We start from the raw sequence: 26,531 nt of genomic DNA, 5'->3' as shown, positions 1-26,531 counted from the left end.
AATTCGCTATTTAGTTGTTCTAAGTGAGAATTTTTTAACACAGATAGCGACACGTTTAGCCCCGCAGAATGATTAAGTATTATTGCGGGTTGGTATAACTAGGTACAAAAAAACCGGAATGACACAAGCTGTGCATTCCGGTTTTTTTATGTGCTATAAAAAGGTAAATAAGTAACTAAATACTCATTAATCTTCTTTTTTAGCTTTAGGCTTTGCTTTTGCTTTAGCTGGTGCTTTTTTAGCAGCCGCTTTCTTTTTAGGCGCCGCTTTTTTCTTCGCTTCTTCTACCCATTTACCCGCTTCATAATGAGCAGTCCAGCCAGTTGCTTTACCGTCTACTTCAGTCATTACATACTGAGATTTATTTTTACGGCTATAACGCACAACGGCAAGATTGCCATCAGGATCTTTCGCTGGGGCATCTGCTAAGTAATAAAACTTAGGTGAAATACGATCTCTAAAGCGTTTTAACTCTTCTACCTTAGGTGCGCGTGTTTCACGTGATTTAGGGAACGTATTAGCCGCTAAAAATATACCTGCCGCGCCATCACGCAGTACAAAGTACGCATCAGACTTTTCACATTCAAGCTCAGTGATATGAACAGGATCTTCTTTAGGTGGCGCTGCTTCCCCATTTTTGAGTAACTTACGAGTATTTTTACACTCTTCGTTATTACAGCCAAAGTACTTACCAAAACGACCTGATTTAAGCTCCATGTCAGAACCACATTTATCACACTCGATAATGGGCCCATCGTAACCTTTAATCTTAAAAGTGCCCTCTTCAACTATATGCCCTTTACATGCAGGGTTGTTACCACATACATGCAGTTTTCGAGTTTCATCGATAAGGTATGAATCCATTGCCGTTTCACAAATTGGGCAACGCTTCATTTGCATTAGCTTTTCAGTTTCTTCATCTTCTACATCAGCAGCAACAGCTTCATCACCCGACACTAAATTCATCGTTGTAGTACAACGCTCTTTAGGCGGTAAGCTATAGCCTGTACATCCTAAGAACACACCCGTTGATGCTGTTCGAATTCCCATTTTTCTGCCACATGTGGGACAGTCAATATCGGTTTCAACCATTTGATTAAGGCGCATACCACCTTGCTCAGGTTCATCTTTAGCTATGTTTAACTGAGTAGAAAAATCAGCATAAAATTTATCAAGTACTTGTGTCCAAACACGTTCGCCTTCGGCGATGTCATCTAAACGACCTTCCATTTTTGCTGTAAAATCAAAATTCATTAAATCAGTGAAGTTTTCAACTAAACGGTCGGTAACTATTTCACCCATTTTTTCAGCAAAGAAACGACGGTTTTCTACGCGTACATACCCACGATCTTGTATCGTTGAAATAATTGATGCATACGTAGATGGTCGACCAATACCACGCTTTTCAAGCTCTTTTACTAGGCTTGCTTCACTAAAACGCGCTGGCGGCTTAGTAAAGTGTTGCTTAGGGTCAAGCTCAATTAAACTAAGTACTTCGCCTTCTTTAACAGCTGGTAATGATTGATCTTCTTCATTCTTTTTGCGTACTGCCGGCTGTACTTTTGTCCAACCATCGAAGCGAAGTACTCGCCCTTTTGCTTTAAGTTGAAAATCGTTAGCTGCAACAGTCAATGTTGTTAAGTCGTATTCTGCAGGTACCATTTGGCACGCTACAAATTGGCGCCAAATTAGCTCATAAAGCTTTTTAGCATCCGCATCTACGCCTTCTACATGCCCAGAAAGCACACTTACACTCGAAGGTCGAATAGCCTCATGCGCTTCTTGTGCATTACCTTTTGAACTGTAATTAATTGGATCTTTTGGTAAATATTTATCACCAAACTCTTGTGTTACATATTCGCGGCACATTTCAACAGCATCTTTAGATAGATTAGTTGAGTCGGTACGCATATAGGTAATGTAACCACCTTCATACAAGCGCTGAGCAAGCATCATGGTCTTTTTAACACCATACCCTAAACGAGTACTTGCAGCTTGTTGCATGGTTGAAGTAATAAAAGGAGCACTTGGGCGACTCTTACTTGGTTTTTCCTCAACACTTATTACTTTATATTCGGCATTCTCAAGGCTTTTAACTGCTTCTGTAGCCTGTGCTTCATTTACAGGCTTAAATGGCTTACCTGCTTGTTTGGCTACTTCTAAACGTAACTCTGATTCAGCGTTTTTAACATCAGCATGAATATCCCAAAATTCTTCTGGAATAAATGCTTTAATTTCACGCTCGCGCTCTACAAGTAAACGAACTGCAACTGACTGTACTCGACCTGCTGAAAGCCCACGTGCGACTTTTGCCCACAACAAAGGCGAAACCATAAAGCCTACAACACGGTCTAAAAAGCGACGTGTTTGCTGAGCGTAAACCATATCGGTATTTAACTCACCAGGGGTTTCGAAAGCTTGTTGAATCGCATTTTTAGTAATTTCGTTAAAAACTACACGCTTATACTTTTCAGGTTCTCCGCCAATAATTTCTTGAAGGTGCCAAGCAATTGCCTCCCCTTCTCTATCCAAATCCGTTGCGAGGTATATTTGGTCTGCATTTTCAGCCAATTTTTGTAATTCTTGAACAACTTTTTCTTTACCTGGCAATATTTCGTAATGAGGTTTCCATCCTTTTTCAGGATCGATACCCATACGCGCAACTAAATTTGTGTAATCTCGTTGCTGTTTATACGCTGCTTTTTCTTCTGGTTCCATTTTGCGTACTTCTGCTGGCGTTTTAGTTGCCGGCACTTTAGCTTTGCTCGAACCTGAAGTAGGTAAGTCTCGTACATGTCCGATACTGGACTTTACGATAAAATCATTACCTAAATATTTATTAATTGTTTTAGCCTTAGCAGGTGACTCTACAATTACTAGCGATTTGCCCATAGTTGCCTATTTCTAACCAAATATTTAAAATGTGTTTTGCCGGTATAAACGGCGCGAATATTTATAGGTATATCTACAAACACTAATTGTTACAAGCTTTTAATACAAACTTTTCTGTATTTACTGAATAAACGAACAATTTTTGCTGTTAAATTAAACAAACAGGTGTTTTTAGATTATTTGATGTGGAATATATAGAACAGAAACAAAAATGCCAACCGAAAGGTTGGCATTTTTTATTTTAAACGATTATAAATCGTCGGTTACGTTAATTGAAAGTGTCGTTTCTAACCCTGATGGTGCTTCTGCACTTATAGTTAAAAAACCACTAAATTGCTCATTACCGCCATCCAAATCCTCACGCGTAATACCAAACGATAACCCTACCGGTACAATACTTGTTGTATTAGGGTAAGTATAACTATCGGTTCCTATCAAAATACCATTATCTGTGGAAATAGAAATGGTTGTCTCAGCCGGCATTGGGTTGTTATAAATATCGGCAATAAATACCGTAAGGCTTAAACTAGACGTACCTGTTGCAGTTTGTGTTAAGTCTATTGAATCAACCTGACACATTAACTGACTGGTTGCATCGTTTTGTGAACGACGAACTAACGGGCTTGTAGGATCGCTATTCACACGCACTTCAGATGCACTAGCACCTACAATAGCCGAGCAATCGTCAGCATAGGTTACTAATCTAAAGAATGCCGTGTCGCCTGACATTACAATCTCTTGGTTTTGGAACACATTAACCATTTGGCGGCTACATATTCCTGCGGTTTCATCTTCTTCACGACACAATAAGCCGTTGTATAAACCGTTTTGTGTAGTCCAAGCGCCATTACCATCAAAATCTACAAATTCTTCAAACTCATCGCCGGTTGAATTATCACGTGAACATGGGTCGGTACCACCATTACAATCTTTACCGCCATAAGTGCCATCTTCGTTATTATCAATAAATGCTTCTGGAATATCAAATAAATCATCAAAGAAGTCTTCACTATCAAAATAACCATTGCCATTTAAATCTGAGAAGGTCTCTTCACCAATTGCATATGCATGAACTGTAGCGCGCCCACCAAGTGGTAAATCTACTGTTAGGTCGTTATTTAAAATACCTAATGGGCAAGGTAATCCACCATCACATTTTTGAGTAATGGTATTTTCGTACATTGAATCAGTAAATGGACGTGGGTTACTACTGGTCCACGTTACACTACATGTACCGCTTGTTGTTACACAGCTAGGTTCTATTACTCCGCCCTCTGTAATAAATGTTACCGCTGTACCATCTGGAACTGGGTTATTAAAATGATCAGCTAGGCGAGCGTTAACCGCAACTGTATTACCATCCACATTCAAAGCATGAGGGTTGAAAATAGAACGCGATAATGAAAAGCTATTTTGATCAGCAATACCTGTACTGACAACAAGAATATCTGAAGGAGCCGTTACAATTACAGTACTGCCATCAACGTCTTCTTCACTTGATGCAATTACACGTACTGGTGTAGCAATAGAGCCTGAAAGAACTGACGTTGTAACTTCACCGCTGGCATTAGTAATCGCGCTGGCGGTACCTAATGTTATTCCACCTACAGACGTAGAAAGTTCAAAATTAACAGTTCTTGATGCCAAATCGTTTCCATTTGAATCAACAAGTTTAAAAGTTACTTCTGATATCTCAGTTCTATCAGCACCACCAGTTCCTTTTAGAGCAATCACAGGTTCAGTAACTTCTACAAACTGTAAAAAACCAATATTTGCTGGCGATACATTAATAGTTGTATTTGCAGAAACTGTATCACCACCGGTAATAACTGTTGCTGTAATTATATCACCACCAACACAGGTTAATGGGCGGTAAGTTGAGCGTGCAAATCCACCAATACTAGTAACTGTTTCGTCAATTAATGCCTGTCCTGAACTCACACAACCAGACGAAAACTCAACGGTTAACGGCGTAGTGTATAATTCACCATCTTTAGAGATTTCTATAGATATTAATGCTGTTGCACCTGCGGCTAAAAGCTCATCGGCAGCAATTGAGCTTGAAATAGCAATTTCTATATCTACAGCTGCAATTTGAAATGCCTTTGTTAAATTACTATCAAGTACTGAAACTGTAATTTCGCCAGCACCTACATCTTGCCCTGGTACAATATCTAACAGTGCAATGCCATTAGCATCGGTAATAGCGGTACCGGTTGATGGGGTAATAGTACCAATAGTAGTTGTGGCTGTTACCAATGTTTGCGTAAGTGGTGTAGTAGAGTCTTCGTTTGTAACCTCTATATAAAGAATAGCAGTTGAGTCGCCCGAAATACTTGTGACTTCTTCACACGAGCTTGCATCTCTTACTGACTTAAAGTTTGCAGGGCAATTTTCTAAAATTGAAAAACTAATATCAGCAGTGCTTTGATCAGGATTTACAGCATCACCTCGAGTGTAAAAACCTAACGTTTGTTCAACCCCTTCATATTGTGCTGTTATTTCACCGGCACCTTCAACAGTCCCAGAGGTTAAATTAAGTGAAGCCACGCCACTTTCGTTTGTTAACGCTGTGCCAATACTTGGAATCAAATTACCTAACGTAGAAGAGAAATTAACAACAGCGCCGTCAACTTCAACCCCATCGCCATCTAAAATTGTTGCTTTTATAACACCACTGTCTGTAGCACTTATGGTACTAATTTCTGCAAGTGTTGTTGAAGATGTAAGACTTAAACTAATTGAAAAATCTAATGACTCACCTTGAACTGGTGCGTCGCCTTCGGTAGTAAAAGTATATGCATCAGAGCTAAATACTGTGTTTTCGTTATCAGTGTACGTAGCAACTATTGAACCTGCACCAGCTTCTGTTCCAGCTAAAAGGCTGATAGTTGCAATGCCTTGGTCGTTCGTTAATGCAGTACCATTTGTTGGATTAATTGTACCTAAACCTGTTAGTACAAATTCAACTAACTTAAAAGCGGCTGGCTCATCATCAATTAATAGCACAACCTGGGCCGTAACTGGGTTTTCATAATCAACACTTCTAGCTGACTCACCTGATGAGTTGACTATAGTAACTTCTAACTGAGGATCTGTTGACTGGGCACCATCTGATTCAAAAGCAAATGTATCAGTGTAACTAACACTGTCGATTGTGTAGGTTGCTGTTACTTCCCCAGCACCTGCATTTTCACCAGCAGTTAGCTCAATGGTCGCTATACCGTCTGATTGTGTGAGAGCTGTGCCCGTAGTTGGATTTAACTCACCGATTGTATCAGCTAAGGTAAAGGTTATTCGTTCACCAGCAACTGCATCACCATCTTCATCTTCAAGTGTAGCTTTTAGCTGGAGAGGTGCTGCAGCTGTAACGGTATTAGATTCCGTATCACTTGATTGCAGGTAACCTTTTAAGCTCACAGTGTATGAGGACGTCTCGTTTGTTGTATCATCGTCATCACCGATGGTGCCATCTTTTTCAAGTGACCCACCGCCACCACAGGCTGTGAGTAAAAAACTAAGCAATAAAATGCCGAGCAGTCGCATTAAAGGCATGAACCTCTCCCTAGCGTTGTTATTATATGTAAAATTAATTTTCACTTAATATTAACCTATAACTTAGTCTAAAATCTCAGTTTTTTATTACTTTTTTGCGCAAAATAATTTTAAATAAATACTAATTTTTTCTGTAGTAAATATTTCCTTGCTGGTAGTCTATGGCAAATTTATAAAATGTAGATCAGGGAATATGTCAAAAATCCGTTCAATGAGTTTAACCACTCGCATCATGATTGGTATGGCGCTTGGGGTTGCAGTAGGTTTTATATTTCAGGCTATATTAGCTGGTGAAGACGATTATCTAATACCACTTGGGTTATTCTCTTTGCCAATTAAAGCCTTTTTCGTAGATGGTATTTTTCATGTTGGTGGCCAAATATTCATAGCCAGCTTAAAAATGTTAGTTGTACCACTTGTATTTGTATCGCTTGTTTGTGGTACGTGTAGTTTAAGTGATCCTAAAAAATTAGGTCGTTTAGGTGGAAAATCTATTGGCTTATATTTACTAACAACGGCAATTGCCATTACCGTTGCTATTACTCTTGCTCTGTTATTCAGCCCCGGTGAAGGCATCAGCCTACCATCTAATGCAACTTACGATGCTAAAGAAGCACCTACCCTTGCACGTGTAATTATTGATATGTTTCCTACTAATCCATTTGAAGCAATGGCCAAAGGTAATATGCTTCAGGTTATAGTGTTTGCACTATTATTTGGTGTAGCAATGGCATTAAGTGGTAAAACTGGCAAGCGTGTAGCAAGTGTTTTTGAAGACTTAAATACAGTTATTTTAAAACTTGTAACATTACTAATGAATATTGCACCTTACGGTGTATTTTTCTTAATGGCTAAATTATTTACAACTATCGAGCTTAACTTAATTGTTAGTTTAGCCAAGTATTTTGGTGTTGTTGTATTAGCATTATTATTACACGCGCTTGTAAATTACACGGTACTACTTAAAGTGCTCACAGGCTTAAACCCACTTATTTTCTTAGCAAAAATGAAGCACACCTGTTTATTTGCATTTAGTACCTCAAGCTCTAGCGCAACTATGCCTATCACGCTTGAAACAGCAACAAAAAAACTAGGTGCAAACAACTCAGTGGCGTCGTTTACCATACCGCTAGGCGCTACTATCAACATGGATGGCACCGCTATTATGCAGGGTGTAGCTACTGTGTTTATTGCTCAAGTGTTTAGTGTTGATTTAACTATTTCTGATTATTTAATGGTTATATTAACGGCAACACTTGCCTCTGTAGGAACTGCAGGCGTACCCGGTGTTGGTTTAATTATGCTAGCAATGGTGCTTAACCAAGTAGGACTTCCTGTTGAAGGGATTGCAATAATTATCGGCGTAGACCGCTTACTTGATATGACACGCACTGCGGTTAACGTTACCGGTGATTGTATGGTCACCTGTGTGGTTGCTAAATCAGAAGGCGAGCTTGATGAGAGCATTTTCAACGACCCAAATGCTGCCAAAGACTTAGAAGATTATCATAAGTCTATCGACTCGTAATATTGAGAAATATAGTTATAAAAAAACCTTGATGTTTTGCATCAAGGTTTTTTTTTATTATTAATAATTAGGGATTCATTGACTTAAATTTTGAAAGTAAGCTGACCCCTACCTTATTTACACCACTGCTTAATCCAAGTGCTAGTTTATCGCTTAGCCCCTTTTTAACTTTATATTTTACTTTATATATTTGACGCTCAGATTGCTGCTCTAATAAAGCATCATCACTGGTTTTAATAACATCTACCAAGCCTTTATCAATTGCTTGCGTTGCAAACCAATGCTCACCTGTAGCCACTAAATCAATATTTAGGCTTGGGCGCTGCGTGCTTACAAAGGTTTTAAATAAACCATGAGTTTCTTCAATTTCGTCACGAAACTTTTCACGTGCTTTATCTGTGTTTTCACCAAATAATGTGAGTGTACGTTTAAACTCACCTGCTGTAATTTGTTCAAACTCTACGTCGTTTTTCTTTAATATTTTATTAAAGTTAGGAATTTGTGCAATCACCCCAATAGAACCTACAATTGCAAATGGCGCTGCAAGTATTTCATCAGCTACACAAGCCATCATATAACCGCCGCTTGCTGCTACTTTATCAATTGCTACACTTAAAGGAATACCCGCGCTTTTAATTCTCTGTAACTGAGATGCAGCAAGTCCATAGCCATGAACAACCCCACCACCACTTTCTAGACGCACTAATACTTTATCTGTTTTAGGATCTGCAATCGAAATAATAGCAGTCACTTCCTCTCGTAAACTTTCTACTTCGTGCGCGTCCATACTACCGGTAAAATCGACCACATATAAACGAGGCTTTGGTTCGTCACTGACTGATTTTTTACTCTGAGCTTTTAACTGCTTTTGATGCGCTTTAAACTCTTTTTTAGACAATGTATTGTGCAAAAAACTTTCTTTGAGCTCGTTAAGTTTTTCAGATACATCTTCAATTTCAATCTCACCTTTTTTCGCTTTTGGCTTAACGGCGGATGCAACTATAAGCATTAACACAACGGCAATTGCGATAACAAATGTCACTGTTTTGGCAAAAAACAAACCGTATTCGTATAAAAATTCCAACTGGTTTCTCCATTTATAAATTTAAGCTAATTTATCATGCTTTTAACCAAAAAAAAGCCACTATACAGTGGCTTTTATAAGTTAACGTTTAAAGTAATAGATTAATCAGTAACAACTTCACTATTTGTTACTAATAACATACGACCACGTGTTGCTAAGTAAACAGCAACTTGCATTTGCATTTCTGCATTTGCTGCCGCGCTCCCTTCTACAGTAGCCGCCTCTGCAGCATCTTGAGCAGGCGTTAATATAGAACCGTGGTGCCCTTTAGTAAATTTAACTAAGTAGCTTGCTGGTGTTTCACTCAACGCTTGAGTTGTGCTTACAGTCTCTAGCCCCATAAAAGTGGCCAGTGGGATTGTGCCCGAAATAGGGTTATTTGCAGCCATTGGTGGTATCACTTGATCAGGCTTATTATCTGCGCCATCACCTACAACAACATTTGTATAAACGGGTGTGCCTAAAGCTTGTACCGCTGCCGCATAATTTGTTGGGTCGCCGCTATCAAGGGCTGTTTGTGCAGCAAATGCAAACTGAGTAAACACACCTTGAATATTAGTAAGCTTGCTTGTTTCACCAGCTGTAGTTAAAGAAGCTACATACTCGTTATAACCACACGTTAAATATGCTTCTGTATCTGGTAACACGGCTCCACAGTTAGACACTGCATCAGCCTGTAAAAATGCGTTAAACTCATCTGCCTCTGTTGTGCCAGCTTGAGATAACACTGAACCTTGAATAAATGGACCAAATGCTGCCGACTCAAGTAAGAAGCTAGCAATACCGCCACCGCCACTTGCAAGTGCTACTGTGTTTACATTAAATAATGGATCAACCGTTGGCGCTAATGGATTATTTGCTTGTGAAATAAATGCAGGAGCGACAATAGAGCCTAATGAATGACCAATATAAGTGACGTCTTGTGCGTTAATCGTTGCATCATTTATAAAGTTTAACCCTAAACGTAAACCTAATAAATCAGCTGAAGATTGACGTAAACTATCGCGCGCAACAAGCAATGAACTTAAATTCATATAGCTAAGCACAGAGCCACTAGTAGCATTAAAATCGTCAGTTCCATCATCATCAACATCAACTCCACGCTCACCATGGCGAGGGTGATCTATTGCTGCTGTAGCAAATCCTTGAATTGATAATTGCGCGGTCAGTGCTAGCATGCTTTCTTTATCTGTGGTTATGCCATGTTGCATGATGACTACTGGCCAGCCACTTTCAGGCATTTCAATAGCATCTAACTGAAGTTGTGCGCGTATACCGTTTATAACGGGTAAAATTGGTTTAGTTATTTGTACTGGCACATCAGCCATGCTTTGAACTTTAGGGATAGAATTATACTTAGTTAAGTGTCGAGTAGAATCCAAACCTAAATCACGAAGTTGGCCATCGCTTAAAGCTGAACAGAGCGCATCATTCTCACTCACCGGCTCTGTAGGAAACGTCTCCCCAAGTGCTGCTTTATACCCTAAAATAGCAACGGCGTTATCACACATACCTTGCCAGTATGTATCGTTTAAATCGCTTATTTCTGTTCCTGTTGGTGTTCCTAGATACATAGGTAATGTAATGTTACCTTTTAAATACTGAACACCAGAAAAAGCAGCTGATACTGTAACACCAGCTGCTGCAAAAACTTGCTGAACATTCACAACATCTTGCTCAGGGACATTAACCATCGGTGTTGGCAATGCATCATTTTGCAAACTAGCTGCAAGTAAATTTTTAATAGTACCAAGTACAGGCCCTGCTGATTGAATAGTCATCGCAGAAGAAAAGATAATATCGTCTTTGGTAATATCGCCTGAGCTTACAACCACGTTTTCGTAGCTATTTACAGCGCCTTGTAACCCAAGTTGGGCATCGGTAATAAGCGGAGCTTCTTCACTTACAGAAGCGTAAGTAGAAGAAGGTTGAATAGAGCGTCCTAACGAATCTTTAAGCCCTGTAGTTAAAACATTTATGTAAGAGCTACCTGGTGTAAATGGTTTAAGCGGTATAACAGCGACTCCATCACCAGAGGCTTGAGTTATAAAATCGACACCAAATGTAAGTTCACCTACTAATTTACAGGCTGTACCAGCGGTAACTACAGAACATTCTGCATCCGTTAGACTTGCGCCCATCACAACTTCAAAAATTCTGAGCGTACCAGGACTTGCAGCAGATGTTTCATCAAGTGAAACACCGCTTGGAAACGTTAAATCAATTTTATAGGGCACTTGTGAAGACCAACCATCTAAAGCACCCAGAGCAAGTTGAGGGTCTGAATAAGCAGCGCGAGAAATAGATACGTTGTCATCATCTAATTCCCCAGGAATATTAAGTGTGCCGTCTTGAGTACCGCTCATTAATAAATCATTAGGAACTGATAAAATTCCATTTGCAGGATCGAAAGTAACCGTTGCATTTGGAACTATAGTTGCTGTGTCGTTCTTAACATCTTCTAACGTTTCTCCGCCGCCACAACCTGCTAATGCAGCTGTAACAGAGAGTGAGAGTAGCATTTTCTTCATATTGTTGGCTCCGCACATATCTTATTTTTATAGTGTGTTTTTTCAGTGTGTTAAAGTTAAAATAATGTAACTAGTTTATTAATGAGACATTAGACCAGTTAAACTTAACGTAAAGTTTCTATTTTCGCCACCTAAATTTACAATAAATTCGATTACTTCACGTTTTGCTATGTTAAAATCAAAAAAATTTTATTAATTGGTAATTTTATGCACACTTATCAAGCAGCTGAAAACGCACTGCAAGACAAAGTTATTTTGATCACTGGCGCAGGCGATGGTATTGGCCGAGTAGCCGCAATAAACTATGCTAAACATGGCGCAACAGTAATTTTATTAGGAAAAACAACTAATAAACTTGAGTGTGTTTACGATGAAATAGTAAATGCTGGTTACCCACAGCCCGCTATTGTACCAATGGATTTAAAAGGGGCGACTAAGCAAAACTATCGTGATTTAGCAGCCACTATAGAAAGCCAATTTGGCCGCCTTGATGGGTTACTTAATAATGCCGGAATTTTAGGTTCTCTTGGCCCGCTAGAGCATTTTTGTTCATCTACTTTTGAAAACATAATGAAAGTAAATGTAACGGCACAAGCAATGATCACTAAAGCGCTCTTCCCTGTGCTACGTAAATCAAAAAGTGCATCAGTCGTTTTCACATCATCAGGTGTAGGACGAAAAGGCCGTGAATTTTGGGGACCATATGCTATTTCTAAATTTGCTGTAGAAGGCATGATGCAAACATGGGCGTGCGAAGTAGGTAAAACGTCTATTCGTGTAAATTGCATAAATCCAGGTGCAACCAGAACGTCTATGCGTGCTGCTGCCTATCCAGGTGAAGACAGAGACAAACTTGCCACGCCTGAGGATTTAATGCCAACCTACTTATACTTAATGAGTGATGACTCAGCATCTGTAAATGGCGAATCACTTGATGCGCAAGAGAAAAAATAAAATACACATCAATCATAAAAAAGCCGCATAAATTGCGGCTTTTTTGTCTGTAAATATCTAGTAATTACTTACGTTTAGTTTGCTTAACACGTTGATTGTGCTTTTTTACCGCTTTGCGTATTTGATTGATTTTAGCGCGCTTATCTTTACGCTTTTCAGGCATAACCGAAAGTTTAGTCTGTGTTTCACGACCAAGCTTAACTGTTTTACGTAAATAGTTAACTGTTTCAAGGTCTAACTCATTCCAGCCACCTTGAGGTACACGCTTATCAAGTTCTAATTTACCGTAACGAATACGAATAAGGCGAGATACTTCAACATCTTGAGACTGCCATAAACGACGAACTTCGCGGTTACGCCCTTCATTAAGTGTTACGTTAAACCAGCGGTTAATACCTTCGCCGCCCATTGGTTTTACGCTTAAAAACTTAGCGGGACCATCTTCTAGTTCAACACCACGAGTAAGATTTTTAACTGTTTCATTCGTTACTTCACCAAATACTCGAGCTGAGTATTCACGCTCTACTTCGTAGCTTGGGTGCATTAAACGATTTGCAAGCTCGCCGTCATTAGTAAATAACATTAAGCCTGCAGTATTAATATCCAATCGTCCAACTGCAATCCAGCGTTCACCGTCAATACGAGGTAAGCGGTCAAATACAGTACGACGGCCTTCAGGATCTTTACGTGTACTTAACTCACCTTCTGGTTTGTTGTACATAATTACACGACAGATACGATCTGCTTTTTCTTCAATTTTTACAGTATGACCGTCAACACGAATTAAATCGGTTTCTTCAACACGGTCGCCTAACTTAGCTACTTTGCCATTTACACTAACGCGGTTAGCATCAATGTATTTTTCCATTTCACGGCGTGAGCCTACGCCTGCACGGGCTAAGACTTTTTGTAACTTTTCACCTTGTATACTCATTCGGATGGTTCTCTCACAGAAGGATCGCTCATTAACTGATTAATTTTGCTTTGCTGATCTGATGGCAAAGCAGGTAAATTCTCTAAACCTGTTAACGAAAAATAATCTAAAAATTGCTTAGTAGTTGCATATAATGCCGGTTTACCCGGTACTTCTTTATGCCCTACCACTTTAACCCACTCACGCTCGAGAAGGGTTTTTATAATTGTTGAGCCGGTAGTAACGCCTCTTACTTGCTCTATTTCACCACGTGTTATTGGTTGCCTGTAGGCTATTAACGACAACGTTTCTAAAAGCGCGCGCGAATACTTAGGCGCTCGTTCTTGCCATAAATTGCTCAACCAAGGGCTTAAGCTACTACAAGCCTCAAACCGATAACCGCTGCCAACTTCTACAAGGCGTATACCTCGTGTCTGAAAGTGGCTTTCTATAGCTTCAATTGCAGCGTTAATTCTTGCCATTGATATAGCTAAATCAGCAAGTACTGTGTCTTTTAAATGGCGCTTACTAACTGGTTTGTCTGCGACAAATATAGCCGCTTCAATGATCTCAATTAATTGCTCATCACTAATTCGACGACCTGCCATAATTTTGCCCAGCCTTTTAAAATACACAGCCATCTATTATGACAGAACATCATAAAAGGTGGAAAATATATCTGCCTTTTATCTAAATTAAATGCACAAAAAAGCCAGCAATTAATGCTGGCTGTTTTTATTAACTAATTTAGGTAATATTAGCTGTGTCTTAATACCTTAAGAGCATCATCTTCAGCTACCGCTTTACCGTATTTTTTAATATAACCTTTAAACTCACCTTTGCTGATGCGCTTGTCGTTATTACCATCCATGTATCCAAAATGGTTCGAAATATCGTCATCATCAGCTTCTTCTACTGAAATATAACCATTTTTGTCGTTATCTAAGCTCTTAAAATCATTTTCGATTTTATCAAACTTTGCTATTTTAGCTTTAAATGCTGACTCACTAACTTCGCTGTCAGTGGCTACCTTACCGGTATTTAATTGCATGTATGCGTTAAATTCTTTACGACTGATTTCATTATCCATGTTGGTATCAATATTTGAAAAATGCCCCCAGATGCTGTCATCATCTGCTTCTACTTTTGAAATATAACCATCACTGTCGTTATCTAAGCTTGCAAAATCGCTATCGATTTTTTCTAAACCTTGGTTTGATGCACAAGCCGCTAAGCTCAAAGATGCTAAAATAGTTGTTGCTAGTGTTAACTTTTTCATAAGACGTATCCTTGTAGTTAGTAAATGTCACTTTAACTAATACAAGTCCGATGCCAATATAAATAACACTCTAACTATCAATTAGTTAGTGGTATTTAGCTTAATTTATATACTTTAATCAATTACTTAGCTTTGCAATGATTGCAGCCTACCTTGTAATTTTTGCAAAAAAATACCCGGTTAAAACCAGGCATTTTCTAAAAGATAATTTTTAGCTTAAAATTAAATTGCAGCGTTTTGGTAACGCTTAACAAACTCAGTTACGTTTTGACCATTACATTTTAAAGAGTTTAAGTTACCAATCTTTTGACGTACTGGTGCTAACCCTTTTTTAAGTGCAGTCATACATAACTGTGTTTCTTGGTGTGCATCTTTAGCAAATACTTCTACTTTATCTACTGATGAAGTACTTACCGTCGCTTTTTTAGCGATCTCACGAATGTCTTCACCGTTACACAAAATACTCTTAGAAAAACGAGATAAATAAACGCCATGTTGAGCAGCTTCTTTACGGGCAACGCTAAAGCCTTCGTTAGCACTTAATACACATAATTTAGACTCAAGTTTGTTGTCTTGGCTGAAGTAAGTGTTGCTTTGTGCACAAACAGTTGCAGATGCAAATAAAGCGGTAGCTAAAAGTAGTTGTGTTTTCATGAGAGATCCTATTTGAACGAGCTAAACAAGTAATTTTTGCGCATTATATATTCAAAATAGCTAATATCAATTGAATTTTTTATTTATTTAATTAATTAATAATGCATTTACAATGTTTAAACTTTAACCATCATTTGATCAACATTTGTGCAGCTATTAACTCAATTCAGTCATGTTATGTACGTGTATTTACTGATACAATTTATGCCACTAAATAGAACCAATTTTAAGGTAAATTTTATGAAAGTGATTTCTTTCAATATCAATGGTCTGCGTGCCCGCCTTCATCAATTACAAGCAATAATAGATAAACATCAACCAGACGTTATTGGCTTGCAAGAAATTAAAGTTCATGACGAAGCATTTCCACTAGAAGATGTTCAAAAAATGGGATATCACGTTTATTTTCATGGTCAAAAAGCACATTACGGTGTAGCTATGTTATGCAAAAAAGAGCCTAAATCGGTCTTAAAAGGGTTTGCAACAGATACTGATGAATCACAAAAACGTATGATAAGCGTAACCGTTGAACAAGATAATGGCCGTGACCTAACCGTTATGAATGGTTATTTCCCACAAGGCGATAATATTAATCACGAAACTAAATTTCCTTATAAACGTCAATTTTATAAAGACTTAATGACCCACCTTGAAACTAACCACACACCAGAGCAAGACGTAATTGTAATGGGCGACATAAACATCTCCCCTACCGATCTAGATATTGGCATTGGTGATGTAAACGCTAAGCGCTGGTTAAAAACAGGTAAATGTTCTTTCCAACCAGAAGAGCGTGAGTGGTTAGCAACATTATTAAATTGGGGCTTTACAGATACCTTTAGAGAGCAAAATCCCGACACAAACGATCAATATTCATGGTTTGATTACCGTTCTAAAGGGTTTGTTGATAACCGAGGCCTTCGTATCGACGTGGTACTTGCTACTAAAGACCTTGCAGCACGCTGTATTGATACAGGTATTGATTACGAGTTACGTGGTATTGAAAAACCATCGGATCACGCACCTATTTGGTCTACATTTAAATAGTTTTGATGATTAGTCTTACTTTACAAGGGCTACTTTGGGCTCTTGTTATTATTATCGCTTTACTAAGCTTTGATAAAAAAACATATAAAGCACTTTATACAACACCCGCACGTCAAACGGGTGTGCTTGCATGCGCTATAGTATTTGCTGTGCTTTGGCGTATAAAAGCTGGTATTTTAACAGGCCTAGATTTGCACATTTTAGGTGTTACAGCAGCGACCTTAATTTTAGGGTGGCGATCAGCTATTTTAAGCTCTGTGCTAGCCAGCGTATTATTAACTGCCGTTGGTCAAATCGAGCTTAATCTGTTACCCATGCAAATACTTATTGGTGCCTTTATACCTATATTATTGAGCTACCTTGGCTTTTTAATCAGTTACCAATATTTACCCCGCCATTTTTTTGTTTATATATTTGTTTGTGCATTTATAACAGCTGGGTTTATTGCCTGTATAAAAATAAGCTTAGGTGCATTATTTTATCTGACAATAGGCCAATACAATTGGCAAGAACTGGCTGATAACTACGTTTATTTGAGTGCTATAATTTGGTTTCCTGAAGCAATGCTCAATGGTATGGCTATTACCATTATGATTACTTACCGCCCACACTGGGTTAAAACTTTTTACGATAAGGACTACTTAGACTCATGAGTCTACAATATCAATGCCCACTGTGTAACCAAGCACTTATAAAAACAGACTCTACGCTTCGCTGTGCTAATAATCACAGTTTTGATTTTGCAAAAGAAGGTTATGTTAACTTGCTGCCAGTACAGCAAAAAAATTCAAAGCAACCGGGCGATTCATTAGAAATGGTGCAAGCTAGACGTGCATTTTTAGAAACTGGTCATTACCGTTTTTTGCAGCAAAGCCTTAGTAATACAATTAGTAATATAAGCGCTAATACTGTTGTAGATTTAGGTTGTGGTGAAGGGTTTTATACTCAAGCCATAGCAAATAAAACAAACGCGCAGGTATACGGCGTTGATATTTCAAAGTCTGCGGTTAAATATGCCGCTAAGCGTTATCCTAATTGCGATTTTAGCGTGGCTTCTATAAGCCAAGCCCCATTTAAAAATGAATTTGCTGATGTACTTGTTAGTGTTTTTGCTCCTTTATTTGAGGTAGAGCTAGCGCGCCTCGCAAATGAAAACACAACCTTAGTAGTAGCAAGCCCAGGGCCCTGGCATTTAAAAGAATTAAAAACGTACATTTATTCAAATGTAAATGAGCACACAGAAATAACAACACCAAAAGGCTTTGAAAAATCAGCACAATCGCTTTTAACTGAAACCGTTACACTCGGTGTCACCGACATTAAAAACTTGATTATGATGACGCCATTCGCGTGGAAATTTAGACCCGAGCACTGGACAGCGCTCGAGGAAAAAGGTGAGCACAAGGTCACCTTATCGTTTTACATAACTCAGTTTATTAAAACTGCTCTTTAGTGAACGCCCTATCCATTTTTTCAAACATATCTTTAAGTAAGCTAGCAAGCTCCATGTAACGGGGCTTGTTTTCACTAAGTTGAACTTGATAACCGTTTTCTACCATTTTTGTATAAAGCTCGGTGTACCATTTTTGCATTGCGGGCTCTAAAGGTGTTTGTGCTCGTTTACCTAGCCAAAATATACCTTGTAGAGGCAGTGAAATAAAAAATAATGCGCTAGCAATTGCTTGTGGTAAAAAGTCAGGGCCTAAGTAGTTAAGCTGAAAAAACAAAGTAAGCATAGCTAAAATTGGCATCACAGTTATAGCTAATTCAGTCGCTTTTATTACCCTAAATTCTAAAAATAAAGGTGCCAGCTCTTTGCGCATAGGCCAGTTTTTAGCATACAAACGACCCGTTTGTAGTTGTGACATCACACTTTTTTGCATCATGACTCCTCACAGATACTGCTTTTAAATTCAAGTTCAATATTGGCTATTTCCAAAGTGTAACACAAAATAAGGGAGTTACACTTTATCGGTAAAAACACTTAATTTAGCTGCTAAATCAGCCAAAACACTAAACTAAATTGCTGAACTAAGTTAAAATAGGCAGTGCTAAATTAAACTTTTAGCCATTATCAGCTCAAGTGTAACGCCCAATACTTAACGCTCACTTACTAATTTGTTTATGGAAATTAAATCTATGCCAACAACCTCCCCTAAGTCACAACATGTTTTAGTACTAAATTGTGGTAGCTCTAGCTTAAAGTTTGCCATTATTGATGCAAACGATGGACACGAAATAATTTCGGGCCTAGCTGAGCGCTTAGGTGCTGACGCGCCGTCTATTAAATACAAATATAATGGCGCTAAAACAGTAATTGAGCTGGGTGCAAACCAAGCACATGCTGAGGCTATAAATACGCTTGTAACCTTAATAAAAAATCACAACCTAGATGAGCACCTAATTGCTGTAGGTCATCGGGTTGTTCATGGTGGTGAGCACTTTACGAAATCAGTTTTAATTGATGATGCTGTAATTGAAGGCATTACTAAAGCATCATCTTTAGCACCTTTGCATGGCCATGCTAACTTGTTAGGAATTTCTTCAGCGCAAAATTCATTTATAGGCTTACCGCAAGTAGCCGTATTTGATACCGCTTTTCATCAAACTATGGATGAAGTTGCCTACTTGTATGCATTACCTTATAAGCTTTATACCGACTACGGTGTAAGACGTTACGGCATGCATGGTACAAGCCATTATTACGTTGCAGGCCAAACAGCTAAATTATTAAACCAGCCTATTGAGCAAAGTAATTTTATTAGCGCTCACCTAGGTAATGGTTGCTCTGTTTGCGCAATTAAAGACGGGAAAAGCGTTGATACAAGCATGGGCTTAACACCGCTGGCAGGCATAGTTATGGGTACTCGTAGTGGTGATATTGACCCTGGTTTATTTAATTTTTTAACTACCCAGCTAGATTACAACGCAAAACAAATTGATAACTTATTAAACCAAGAAAGTGGCCTTTTAGGTATCAGTGAGCTTTCTAATGATTGCCGTACAATAGAAGAAGCCGCAGTTGCAGGACATAAAAAAGCACAATTGGCGCTTGATATTTTTTGTTATCGTTTAGCTAAACAAATTGCAGCTTACATGGTGCCATTACAACGTCTAGATGCACTTATTTTTACCGGCGGTATTGGTGAAAACTCCGATATTATTCGTGCAAATGTAATCAAACAGCTTGGCTACTTAGGCCTTAATTGTGACGAGCAAGCAAACTTAAACGCTCGCTTTGGCACGCAAGGTATTATTAGCACATCAGATAAAATACCAAAAGCAGTCGTAATGCCGACTAACGAAGAATGGGTTATTGCCCTAGATGCTGCAAACATTGTGAAGGAGCTGTAATTATGGCACGTCGTATTATGCTTATCCCGGTGTCTACAGGCGTTGGCTTAACCTCTGTTTCTGTTGGATTAGTGCGCGCTTTAGAGCAAAAAACGGTTAAAGTTAACTTTTTTAAACCAATAGCACAGCCTCGCTCAGGCGAAACTGGGCCAGAAAAATCAACGCAAATAGTTACTCAGGGCTCACCTATTAATCCGCCTACTCCCTTTGCATTGGATTACGCCGAACAAATGATCGGTGATGGCCGTGGTGACGACCTTCTTGAAGAAATTGTTGAGCGATTTGAAAGTAAAATTAACGATGATGAAGTTGCTATTATTGAAGGTATGGTTCCTACCCGTAGGCAACCTTATGCTGGGCGCGTAAACCGCGAAATAGCGCAAACACTCGGTGCCGACATTGTTTTTGTACTTACCCCCGGCAACTACAATATTACGCAAATAGAAGATCGTCTTGAAATCGCAGCGGGTAACTACGGCGGTATTGACCACCCACGTGTTCTTGGCTGTATTTTTAATAAAGTAAATGCCCCTCTTGATGAAGAAGGCCGCGCACGTGCGGATTTAGTCGACGCCTACAAACCTGAAGAATTAGATAACGAGCTAAACCGCTTAGCTTCTTTACCTATTTTTAGAAAAAACCCGTTTATGTTACTTGGTGCCATCCCGTGGGACTTTGACTTAGTTGCACCACGCGTTAAAGATTTAAGTGCGTATTTAAAAGCGACCATTATTAACGAAGGTGACATGCTACATCGTCGCCTGCGTCGTATTACATTTTGTGCCCGAACTGTGTCAAATATTTTGAATCACTTTACTCCCGGTGCATTACTAGTAACACCTGGCGATCGCTCAGATATACTTGTTGCTGCGTGTTTATCAGCCATGAATGGCACTAAAATTGGCGCAATATTGCTAACCGGTGGCTTTGAACCTGAAGCGCGCATAATGGCATTGTGTGAACAAGCTATGCAAACGGGTTTACCAATACTTGCAACCGAAGCCGATACATGGCGTACATCCCTACTGCTTCATAATTTTAATATGGAAGTACCTAGCGATGATGACCAGCGTATTGAAAAAGTAAAAGATCATAATGCACAGTTTATCGATTCAGACTGGTTAGATACGCTCGTTAAAAGTGTCGGTAAAACACGTAAGCTGTCACCACCAGCATTTCGTTACTTATTAACAGATAAAGCCCGTAAAGCAGGTAAAACAGTCGTACTGCCTGAAGGTAACGAGCCACGCACAATTAAAGCCGCCGCTATTTGTGGCCAGCGTGGTATAGCTAAAACTATATTACTAGGTGATCGCGATGAAATTATGCGTATTGCAGAGCAACAAGGGATAGAGTTAAACGAGCACGTAAGCATTGTAGAACCTAAAAGCATTATTAACGACTACATTGAACCTATGGTAGAAATACGTAAAGGTAAGGGTTTAACAGCCGTTGTGGCGCAAGAGCAACTGCAAGATAACGTAGTGCTGGGTACTATGATGCTAGAGCAAGGTAAAGTAGATGGCTTAGTATCGGGTGCAGTAAACACAACAGCTAATACCATTCGCCCGCCACTTCAGCTCATTAAAACAGCCCCTGGGTCATCGCTCGTATCTTCTGTCTTTTTTATGCTACTGCCTGATCAAGTTCTTGTATATGGCGACTGTGCAATAAACCCAGATCCAAATGCAGAGCAACTTGCTGATATAGCGATTCAATCAGCCGACTCAGCTGCCGCGTTTGGAATAGAGCCGCGTGTAGCTATGATAAGTTACAGTACAGGTACATCTGGTACTGGTGCCGATGTAGAAAAAGTACGTGAGGCTACCAAAATAGCGCAGCAAAAACGCCCTGATTTAATTATTGATGGCCCCCTTCAGTACGACGCCGCAATTATGGAAAATGTTGCTCTTAAAAAAGCGCCAAATAGCCCAGTTGCAGGTAAAGCAACCGTATTTATATTCCCAGACTTAAATACCGGTAACACAACCTATAAAGCCGTACAACGCAGTGCCGATTTAATAAGTATCGGCCCTATGCTACAAGGTATGCGTAAACCAGTTAACGATTTAAGCCGCGGCGCATTAGTTGACGATATTGTATACACTATTGCATTAACGGCTATTCAAGCTGCCCAAGCAGAAGCTTTAATTACGCAATAATCTAAACGTGTGCTTTTTATAGCCTAGCTATTATTTATTTAATAATTAATAAGTTAGGCTATTTATACCTACCAATTCCCATACTTATCCACAGAAATTGTGGGTAAGTTTTTAATCTTTATTAAAGCCTGCCTACAAACCGCTACTTTAGTCACTGATACACCTTTAATTTAAATCCAATAATCTATACTATAAAGCTATCAATATGGCTGTATCGCAGGCGTTTAATGTCAAAACAAACATTACAATTACACAGCACGCTTTTATCTATTCATAGTTTAGACGTTGATGCCAACATACCTTCGGCACTGTTAAAACAGCCTTTATTTTTTATTTCTAAAACTCACGATGAACTATCGATTGTTTGCCCTAGTGAATTTGAAATCCAAAGCTTAGATACAGAGCCTGACTGGCAAGCACTAGAAGTGGTTGGCCCATTAGGCTTTTCGCTCACAGGTATAATGGCTAATATATCAGGCGTACTCGCCAGTGCTAAAATTTCTATTTTTTCAATATCAACTTACGATACAGACTATATTTTGGTAAAAAAACAAACAGCTTCCAAAGCGCTCAAAGCGTTAAAAAATGATGGCTACAATGTGGTAGCAGATTAGCCAATGAAAGCACAGCAACTTGATTATTTAGCCGTTAATAAAACACCCAATAATGCAATTACAATTACCAGCCCATTTACTGGTAAAGTAGCCATGCTTGATAGCCATCCCGAACCGTTTTTTAAATATGGCACGCTTGGCCCTGGCATTATGGTGAGCCTTAGCAGTCATAAAATTTTAGCCCCTTTTGATGGCACATTACTTCAAGCAAAAAACGCAGGTACTGAATTTATTTTGCAGGCTAAAAATGGCCTAAAAGTGTTAATAAACTTAACTATTTCTGGCTCACAGCCTATTACTCATACCCATATTGCCCAGCTTAACGGCAGTGAAATACGTAAAGGTCAGCGTCTTGCGTATTTTGACCTGCGTAAGCTTGATAAGCCCATGCTAGCAAGTTTAATATTACTCAACGGCCATACCTTAGGCACGTTTCATTACTCGCATACGCATGTAAATGCGGGTGCAGATCCCCTATTAACTATTATCAAAAAGAAGTAGATTTATGATCACTCTATACGGCATAAGCAATTGCGATACCATAAAAAAGACTAAAAAATACTTAGCAGATAATAATATTGAGTTTACTTTTCATGACTATCGAAAAGATGGCGTAAATACACAAATGGTCAGCACGTTTGCAGACAAACTTGACTGGGAACAGCTAGTTAATAAACGCGGCACCACGTACCGCGCATTATCTGATGAGCAAAAACAAAGTCTTACCAAAGAGTCTGCAATAGAGCTACTTGTTGAACAACCAGCAATGATCAAACGCCCTGTGCTTGTAAATAATAGTAGCTACCATTTAGGCTTTAAAGCTGCTCAATATGATGAGATTTTTAAATAATGACACATGATGTAATTGCACTTGCACAAGCACTTATTCAGCGAGAGTCGGTAACACCTGAAGATGCTGGCTGCCAACAAATGATGAACGATCGCCTAAAGGCGGTTGGCTTTAATATTGAATCATTATTTTTTACTGACACGCTAAATACATGGGCACGTAAAGGCACTCAGTCACCGCATTTTTGCTTTGCAGGACATACCGATGTTGTACCTACAGGTCCAGTGCAAAATTGGCAACATCCACCGTTTTCGGGTTTGGTAAAAGATGGTTTGCTACATGGCCGTGGCGCCGCTGATATGAAAGGCTCTCTTGCTGCAATGCTCGTTGCAACAGAGCGTTTTGTTACTAAAAACCCTGATCACAAAGGTTCTATTTCGTTTTTAATTACCTCAGACGAAGAAGGTCCATTTATAAATGGCACAACTCGCGTAATAGATACGTTAGAAGCGCGCGGTGAAAAAATCGATATGTGCCTAGTTGGTGAACCATCATCACGCGATGTATTAGGTGATGTAGTAAAAAACGGTCGCCGCGGCTCTCTAACTGGCTTTTTAAAAGTAAAAGGTATACAAGGCCATGTTGCCTATCCTCACTTAGCACAAAACCCTATTCACTTATCATCTGAAGCCATTACTGAGCTTAGCCAAACAGTGTGGGATGAGGGTAATGAGTTTTTCCCGGCAACTAGCTTTCAAGTATCAAACATAAATGGAGGTACTGGTGCAGGTAATGTAATACCAGGTGAGCTTGAAATACAATTTAACTTTAGATTTAGTACCGAAGTAACGCATGAGCAATTACAAGCACGCGTAAACGCAATATTACAAAAGCACAAATTAAACTATGAATTAAGCTGGATAGTGAATGGTCTGCCATTTATAACTGAGCACGGCCCGCTTGTGGATGCCACTGTTAGTGCTATTAAATCTGTCACAGGGCTTACGACCAACTTAGAAACCACCGGTGGGACATCTGACGGACGTTTTATAGCGCAAACAGGCGCGAAAGTTATTGAGCTTGGTCCACGTAACGCCACAATTCATAAAGTGGATGAATGTGTTAGTACAGATGACTTAATCGCACTTGCCGATATTTACGAACAAATCCTCGAAAACCTTTTAACATAATGGCCTTAAGCAACTTAATAGCTTGTGAGTGTATTACTGGGCAAAGTGATACACATTTAACTGATATTCAAAACCATCGTTTACATAGCAAAATTATCGATGATTTTTTAGCGCTACAAAATGCGGCTAAAAATGCAGGTTTTGATCTAACAATTGCCTCAAGCTTTAGAGATTTTGATCGCCAATCGATGATTTGGAACAATAAATTTTCAGGTTCTCGCCCTGTTTATAATAAACAGCAACAGCCCGTGGATTTAACCAAACTAACTGATATAAATAAATGTATTGCTATAATGCGTTACTCAGCCCTGCCCGGTGCAAGTAGACATCATTTAGGTACCGATCTCGATATATTTGATAGAGCGGCGGTAAATGACGATTACAAATTACAGTTAACTCCAAATGAGTATGAGCAAGGCGGTCCATTCGCCCCTTTGAGCAATTGGCTTAACAATAACTTAGCTAAATTTGGTTTTTATCGCCCTTATAAACATGATTTAGACGGAGTTGCGCCTGAGCTTTGGCATATTAGCCATATTAAGCAATCACAGTTAATGGTTAATGCGCTTAGCGAGGAAGTACTTTACGATTGTATTAATAATAGTGAGTTACTTGGTAAGTCAGCTATTTTAGCCAACCTACCTGCACTTTATAAACGTTTTATAAGCAACGTAAGCCCGCCATAAAGCGGGTTTACTTAGTCACTAGGCTTTGTGTTTATTTAATATAAAGACCAGCACAGCCCCTAATATTAATGAGCTTGCTATTATAAATTCAAGCGTTAATTGCTCTGATAAAAACAGCACCCCAGCTATAGCTGCAAGTACTGGCACGCATAGTTGTACTACAGCTGCTTGCGTACTTTTAAGCAGTGGCATAGCTACATACCAAATACTATAACCAATACCTGATGCTATCGCACCTGACGCACATGCTAGTAAAATTCCTTCAATGCTCACCGTTTTTATATAGCTCATACCAACTAGCAATAAAATAGGCACAGCTACTAAACTTCTAACAAAATTAAACCCAGTAGTACGAAGTGGCGATACACATACTTTACCGCGTATGCTGTAAATACCCCACGCTACACCACTTAATGCCATAAGGGATGCGCCTAAAACTGACGGCACAGCGGCTGATGGCAGCATTAAATACACAAAACCACCTAACGCCACAATAAATGCAGCCCATTGCAATTTACTTAATTGCTCTTTTTGATAAATTCCCCAGCCGATCATCGTTAATTGCACCGCTGAGAATAAAATAAGTGCACCTGTGCCAGTATCAAGTTCTACGTACGCAATTGAAAAACTCAGCGCATAAACTAATAGGCTAATACTGCTTCGCCAGCTCCCTCTATCGTTTAAAATTTCACGGTTAAATGCACCTTTACGTTTTAAGTTGTAACTATAAACCCCCATTATAATCCCTAGGCAGGCAGCACCACTTAAAAGGCGAATTATTGTAAAGTTCCACGGGTCTATGTAGCCTTGTGCAAGCGCCATACGGCAAAACAAAGAATTTGCGGCAAACGCAATTAAAGCAATAATTGTATATAAAGTGGCTTTCAAAAAAATTCCTTAAAAAACAAAAATAATAGCCTTATAAAAGCAATCGATTAATTTTATACATTAAACTCAGCAGGCGATTCATTTAAACAGGATTAGCCTTGTGGTGCAAAGAGTGTATGTGCTTTTACAAAATTAGGTTACACATTTAAAACCTTGATACAAAACCGATAACCCTAGTTAGGAATGCTAGGGCATGTTGATCTTTACGGATTGAAATTTGTTCAATCTAGGGGCGATTAAATCGCGGCGCGAGGTTTGTAACCTAGTGGGCTAAGTAAAAACCGAGTAACAAAGAGTTTATCGCCCCTAGGCAGAACCCGAAGGGCAGCGCATGTTTGGCATTTATGCTGCGTTATCGCCTATTTATGGGGAGTAACCACACTTCATAGGCTCTGCCTTGCCTAAAAACC

22 protein-coding genes are annotated in these 26,531 nt (G+C 39.1%); 12 read left to right on the top strand and 10 right to left on the bottom strand.

Annotation, left to right across the window (positions count from 1 at the left end; genetic code table 11):
• Positions 1–186 precede the first annotated feature (186 nt).
• Positions 187–2,892 carry a type I DNA topoisomerase gene (gene topA, locus CWC11_RS15185; protein WP_138683377.1) on the bottom strand — a complete coding sequence of 902 codons (2,706 nt, stop codon included), beginning with the start codon at positions 2,890–2,892 and terminating at the stop codon, positions 187–189.
• Positions 2,893–3,141: 249 nt separating this feature from the next.
• Positions 3,142–6,447 carry an Ig-like domain-containing protein gene (locus tag CWC11_RS15180; RefSeq protein WP_138683376.1) on the bottom strand — a complete coding sequence of 1,102 codons (3,306 nt, stop codon included), beginning with the start codon at positions 6,445–6,447 and terminating at the stop codon, positions 3,142–3,144.
• Between the two features lie 193 nt (positions 6,448–6,640).
• On the opposite strand from CWC11_RS15180, the gene CWC11_RS15175 reads away from it, so the two are divergent.
• Positions 6,641–7,975 (top strand): dicarboxylate/amino acid:cation symporter, encoded by a 1,335-nt coding sequence (locus CWC11_RS15175; RefSeq protein ID WP_058549037.1) that lies wholly within the window; start codon positions 6,641–6,643, stop codon positions 7,973–7,975.
• 67 nt (positions 7,976–8,042) lie between these two features.
• Here CWC11_RS15175 and sohB read toward each other — a convergent pair whose 3' ends face one another.
• The gene (gene sohB, locus CWC11_RS15170; RefSeq protein ID WP_138683375.1) at positions 8,043–9,059 is read right to left on the bottom strand and encodes a protease SohB; all 1,017 of its coding nucleotides are present in this window, start codon (positions 9,057–9,059) and stop codon (positions 8,043–8,045) included.
• A gap of 101 nt (positions 9,060–9,160) precedes the next feature.
• Positions 9,161–11,590, bottom strand: a complete 2,430-nt coding sequence (locus CWC11_RS15165) for a VolA/Pla-1 family phospholipase (protein ID WP_138683374.1) — start codon at positions 11,588–11,590, stop codon at positions 9,161–9,163.
• Between the two features lie 207 nt (positions 11,591–11,797).
• Between CWC11_RS15165 and CWC11_RS15160 the strand changes: the two genes are divergently transcribed.
• Positions 11,798–12,544 (top strand): YciK family oxidoreductase, encoded by a 747-nt coding sequence (locus CWC11_RS15160; protein WP_138683373.1) that lies wholly within the window; start codon positions 11,798–11,800, stop codon positions 12,542–12,544.
• Positions 12,545–12,608: 64 nt separating this feature from the next.
• Here the strand turns inward: CWC11_RS15160 and rluB are convergent, their stop codons facing one another.
• The 4 genes from rluB to CWC11_RS15140 form a co-directional block, all read right to left on the bottom strand.
• Positions 12,609–13,478, bottom strand: coding sequence for a 23S rRNA pseudouridine(2605) synthase RluB (rluB, locus tag CWC11_RS15155; RefSeq protein WP_058549033.1), 870 nt, complete (start codon positions 13,476–13,478; stop codon positions 12,609–12,611).
• The gene (gene scpB / locus CWC11_RS15150) at positions 13,475–14,065 is read right to left on the bottom strand and encodes an SMC-Scp complex subunit ScpB (protein ID WP_058549032.1); all 591 of its coding nucleotides are present in this window, start codon (positions 14,063–14,065) and stop codon (positions 13,475–13,477) included. The genes rluB and scpB overlap by 4 nt, the downstream gene beginning before the upstream one ends.
• A 149-nt stretch (positions 14,066–14,214) precedes the next feature.
• Positions 14,215–14,736, bottom strand: a complete 522-nt coding sequence (locus tag CWC11_RS15145) for an EF-hand domain-containing protein (protein ID WP_089347451.1) — start codon at positions 14,734–14,736, stop codon at positions 14,215–14,217.
• 222 nt (positions 14,737–14,958) lie between these two features.
• Positions 14,959–15,390: an exonuclease III gene (locus CWC11_RS15140; RefSeq protein ID WP_138683372.1), complete on the bottom strand. Its 432-nt coding sequence runs from the start codon at positions 15,388–15,390 to the stop codon at positions 14,959–14,961.
• 240 nt (positions 15,391–15,630) lie between these two features.
• Between CWC11_RS15140 and xthA the strand changes: the two genes are divergently transcribed.
• The 3 genes from xthA to CWC11_RS15125 are packed head-to-tail and all read left to right on the top strand — an operon-like array spanning position 15,631 to position 17,890.
• The gene (gene xthA, locus CWC11_RS15135; protein WP_138683371.1) at positions 15,631–16,437 is read left to right on the top strand and encodes an exodeoxyribonuclease III; all 807 of its coding nucleotides are present in this window, start codon (positions 15,631–15,633) and stop codon (positions 16,435–16,437) included.
• 5 nt (positions 16,438–16,442) lie between these two features.
• Complete coding sequence (locus CWC11_RS15130; RefSeq protein ID WP_138683370.1) at positions 16,443–17,090, top strand: energy-coupling factor ABC transporter permease; 648 nt, start codon at positions 16,443–16,445, stop codon at positions 17,088–17,090.
• Positions 17,087–17,890 (top strand): putative RNA methyltransferase, encoded by an 804-nt coding sequence (locus tag CWC11_RS15125; protein ID WP_138683369.1) that lies wholly within the window; start codon positions 17,087–17,089, stop codon positions 17,888–17,890. The genes CWC11_RS15130 and CWC11_RS15125 overlap by 4 nt, the downstream gene beginning before the upstream one ends.
• Here CWC11_RS15125 and yfbV read toward each other — a convergent pair.
• Positions 17,874–18,320: a terminus macrodomain insulation protein YfbV gene (gene yfbV, locus CWC11_RS15120; protein ID WP_058549026.1), complete on the bottom strand. Its 447-nt coding sequence runs from the start codon at positions 18,318–18,320 to the stop codon at positions 17,874–17,876. The two genes, CWC11_RS15125 and yfbV, sit on opposite strands and share 17 nt — an antisense overlap.
• 256 nt (positions 18,321–18,576) lie before the next feature.
• Between yfbV and CWC11_RS15115 the strand changes: the two genes are divergently transcribed.
• From CWC11_RS15115 to CWC11_RS15085, 7 genes are all read left to right on the top strand, one after another.
• Positions 18,577–19,791, top strand: a complete 1,215-nt coding sequence (locus CWC11_RS15115) for an acetate kinase (protein ID WP_138683368.1) — start codon at positions 18,577–18,579, stop codon at positions 19,789–19,791.
• 2 nt (positions 19,792–19,793) lie between these two features.
• Positions 19,794–21,953 carry a phosphate acetyltransferase gene (pta, locus tag CWC11_RS15110; protein WP_058549024.1) on the top strand — a complete coding sequence of 720 codons (2,160 nt, stop codon included), beginning with the start codon at positions 19,794–19,796 and terminating at the stop codon, positions 21,951–21,953.
• A 227-nt stretch (positions 21,954–22,180) separates the two neighbouring features.
• Positions 22,181–22,567 (top strand): ACT domain-containing protein, encoded by a 387-nt coding sequence (locus CWC11_RS15105; RefSeq protein WP_058549023.1) that lies wholly within the window; start codon positions 22,181–22,183, stop codon positions 22,565–22,567.
• A gap of 3 nt (positions 22,568–22,570) precedes the next feature.
• Complete coding sequence (locus CWC11_RS15100) at positions 22,571–23,068, top strand: PTS glucose transporter subunit IIA (protein ID WP_138683367.1); 498 nt, start codon at positions 22,571–22,573, stop codon at positions 23,066–23,068.
• Positions 23,069–23,072: 4 nt separating this feature from the next.
• Positions 23,073–23,417 (top strand): ArsC family reductase, encoded by a 345-nt coding sequence (locus CWC11_RS15095; protein ID WP_138683366.1) that lies wholly within the window; start codon positions 23,073–23,075, stop codon positions 23,415–23,417.
• Positions 23,417–24,547 (top strand): succinyl-diaminopimelate desuccinylase, encoded by a 1,131-nt coding sequence (dapE, locus tag CWC11_RS15090; protein ID WP_138683365.1) that lies wholly within the window; start codon positions 23,417–23,419, stop codon positions 24,545–24,547. The genes CWC11_RS15095 and dapE overlap by 1 nt, the downstream gene beginning before the upstream one ends.
• The gene (locus CWC11_RS15085) at positions 24,547–25,233 is read left to right on the top strand and encodes a M15 family metallopeptidase (RefSeq protein ID WP_138683364.1); all 687 of its coding nucleotides are present in this window, start codon (positions 24,547–24,549) and stop codon (positions 25,231–25,233) included. Before dapE ends, CWC11_RS15085 begins: the two co-directional genes overlap by 1 nt.
• An 18-nt stretch (positions 25,234–25,251) precedes the next feature.
• Here the strand turns inward: CWC11_RS15085 and CWC11_RS15080 are convergent, their stop codons facing one another.
• On the bottom strand, positions 25,252–26,121 hold the full coding sequence (locus CWC11_RS15080; RefSeq protein WP_138683363.1) for a DMT family transporter: 870 nt from the start codon (positions 26,119–26,121) through the stop codon (positions 25,252–25,254).
• Positions 26,122–26,531: the final 410 nt, after the last annotated feature.

The sequence above is a fragment of the Pseudoalteromonas sp. S3178 genome, assembly GCF_005886985.1.
GTDB lineage: Bacteria > Pseudomonadota > Gammaproteobacteria > Enterobacterales > Alteromonadaceae > Pseudoalteromonas > Pseudoalteromonas carrageenovora.
This window is presented reverse-complemented; position numbering and strand designations above follow the sequence as displayed.